This window comes from Pseudomonas sp. R62, from assembly GCF_000257605.1.
GTDB lineage: Bacteria > Pseudomonadota > Gammaproteobacteria > Pseudomonadales > Pseudomonadaceae > Aquipseudomonas > Aquipseudomonas atacamensis.
On the sequence record NZ_JH635998.1, the window covers coordinates 415,274 to 418,092 of the forward strand.

Genomic DNA, 2,819 nt, shown 5'->3' on the forward strand with positions numbered 1-2,819 from the left:
TTCCAAAGCCGAACGCGGAGCGTCCGTTGATGCATTCCCACACAGAGCGTGGAAACGATCGGTGTCAGCACAGACTTTCGCCCAGACAAAAAAAACGCCAACCCTGAGGTTGGCGTTTTTGCTTCAGCTTGTAGCTTGTAGCTTGTAGCTTGCAGCTAGTAACTCACAGCTGCCTTATTCCGGTTTCTTGCGTCCAAAAACCCGGACGCTGCCCGGAACCGGCCGGTGCGCCGCGACGCTTGCCCGAGGGCTTGTCGCCGTCGACCAGTTTGATCCCCGGAGCTTCGGCGCCGGTTTGGCCGGGCGCTTGTTGCTGGTGTCGGCTGGACGATCCGCCACTGGCGTACCGCGACCGGCCGGTGCACGACCTTCGCCACGCTCAGTGCGACCATTGGCCGGACGCGGTGCGCGCTCGCCGTCACGGGCGACTGGCTTGCGACCTGGACGCTCGCCTTCGATCTGCGGCTCACGGCTCGGGCGCGGTGCGGTCGGTGCGCCAGCGGCTGGACGCAGGGTACGCACGCGCTCGGTCTTGGCCATTGGCCGCGACGATTTGCGCTGCATGCGTTCGAGCTTGTCCTTGCTCTTGGCGTTCAGCTGCGGCATCGCCACTGGCGTCAGGCCGACTTCGGCGCTGAGCACGTCGACTTCGTACTGGCTCATTTCGCGCCAGCGGCCCATCGGCAGGTCGGAGTTGAGGAACACCGGACCGAAACGCACACGCTTCAGACGGCTGACCACCAGACCCTGCGATTCCCACAGACGACGCACTTCACGGTTGCGCCCTTCCATGACCACGCAGTGGTACCAGTGGTTGAAACCTTCACCGCCCGGCGCCTGTTGAATGTCGGTGAAACGCGCCGGGCCGTCTTCCAGCACCACGCCGGCCTTGAGGCGTTCGATCATCTCGTCATCGACTTCGCCGCGTACGCGCACGGCGTACTCGCGGTCCATCTCGTAGGACGGGTGCATCAGGCGGTTGGCCAGTTCACCGTCGGTGGTGAACATCAGCAGACCGGTGGTGTTGATGTCGAGACGGCCGATGTTGATCCAGCGGCCTTCTTTCGGACGCGGCAGCTTGTCGAACACGGTCGGACGGCCTTCCGGGTCGTCACGGGTGCAGATTTCGCCGTCGGGCTTGTTGTACATGATCACGCGGCGCACCGATTCGGCGGCCTCTTCGCGTTTGATCACCTTGCCATCGATGGTAATGGCGTCGTGCATGTCGACGCGCAGGCCGAGGGTGGCGTCTTTGCCATTGACCTTGATCCGGCCCTGGCTGATCCAGGATTCCACGTCACGGCGCGAGCCGACGCCGATACGGGCGAGGACTTTCTGCAGCTTTTCGCCTGCTGGGCCGATTTCCTGGTCGTCTTTCTGATTGATGTCACTCATCTGGGCACCTCCCGGTGTGGTCTGTTCAGGCGGCGCCTGAAGTATTGAAAACTGGGTCCAGGCCGAAGGGATCGGCGAAGGGTCGCGAATCATACGCGGATGTGTGCCATCGCGCATCAGAGACTAGCTGATCGATTGCCGGTTATTTCTTTTTCCGCCGACCGGCACCACCGAGTTTGATCAGGCGCAGCGCGGCTTCGGCCAGCACCGTGCGTTTGTCGTCCTTGTCGAGCTTCTTCCAGGCCTTGATCTCGCGCTTGCTGCGACCGCAACCCAGGCAGATGTCGTCGGAGAATTTGCAGAGGCTGATGCAGGGGTCTTTGGTTGAGCTCATTGGGATACCTTTGGAAGATCAAAAGATCGCAGCCTTCGGCAGCTCCTACATTGGAATGCGTCCCCCTGTAGGAGCTGCCGAAGGCTGCGATCTTTTCGGCGCGGGTCAGTCTTCGAACTCGCGCCGTTCGGCTTCAATCGCCTCAGCCAGTGCGCGGGCTTCGGCTTCTTCTTCGCTGAGTTCCGGTTCCGGCTGTTCGAGGGCGGCGACAGCGGCCAGGAGTTTCTCGCGGGCTTCGGCGACACCGAGAATGTCTTCTTCCGGTTCGGCGTCAGGCGCCGCTTCAAGTTCAACTTCAACTTCAACAACCGGCGCGATGATCTCAGGCTCGGGCACCGGCGCTTCTCCATCCGCCGCATCGCGCAGCAAGTCGTCGAAGTCGGTCTTGATCCCCTCTTCCATGCTGTCCAGCTCCAGCAACAGGGAATGGAAACTGGTTTCTTCCTTCTCCTCCTCCGGCTCGGCGCTGGCGTCGGCCAGGTCCTGCAGACTCCGCGGCACCGGCGCGTCGTCGAAGTCGAGCACCGGTTCGGCTTCCATCTCGCGCAGTTCGGCCAGCGGCGGCAGGTCTTCGAGGTTTTTCAGGTTGAAGTGGTCGAGAAACGCCTTAGTCGTGGCGAACATCGCCGGTTTGCCCGGCACGTCGCGATAGCCGACGACGCGAATCCACTCACGCTCGAGCAAGGTCTTGACGATGTTGCTGTTCACCGCCACGCCACGCACATCTTCGATTTCGCCACGAGTGATCGGCTGGCGATAGGCGATCAGCGCGATGGTTTCCAGCAAGGCGCGGGAATAGCGCTGCGGGCGCTCTTCCCAGAGACGGCCGACCCACGGCGAGAACTTCTCGCGGATCTGCAAGCGATAGCCCGACGAGACTTCTTTTAGCTCAAAGGCACGGCCCTCGCAGGACTTGCCAAGCAGGGTCAGGGCTTTCTTGAAGACCGCCGGCTCCGGCCGCTCGCCTTCTTCGAACAGTTCAAACAGGCGCTCAAGGGATTGCGGCTTTCCCGAGGCCAACAGAAAGGCTTCAAGCAGGGGCGCCAGCTCGCGGGGTTCAGTCAGGTTCATACAGGGACTCGTTATTCGG

Annotated in this window: 2 protein-coding genes and 1 pseudogene; all 3 read right to left on the minus strand. The window is 62.0% G+C overall.

Annotation, left to right across the window (positions count from 1 at the left end):
- Positions 1 to 174 precede the first annotated feature (174 nt).
- Positions 175 to 1,395, minus strand: a pseudogene (gene rluB / locus OQK_RS03380) (23S rRNA pseudouridine(2605) synthase RluB).
- Between the two features lie 142 nt (positions 1,396 to 1,537).
- A complete protein-coding gene (locus OQK_RS03385; RefSeq protein WP_016771121.1) occupies positions 1,538 to 1,729 on the minus strand; it encodes a DUF1289 domain-containing protein in 192 nt (63 codons plus the stop codon).
- A 105-nt stretch (positions 1,730 to 1,834) separates the two neighbouring features.
- Positions 1,835 to 2,800 (minus strand): SMC-Scp complex subunit ScpB, encoded by a 966-nt coding sequence (gene scpB, locus OQK_RS03390; RefSeq protein WP_016771122.1) that lies wholly within the window; start codon positions 2,798 to 2,800, stop codon positions 1,835 to 1,837.
- Positions 2,801 to 2,819: the final 19 nt, after the last annotated feature.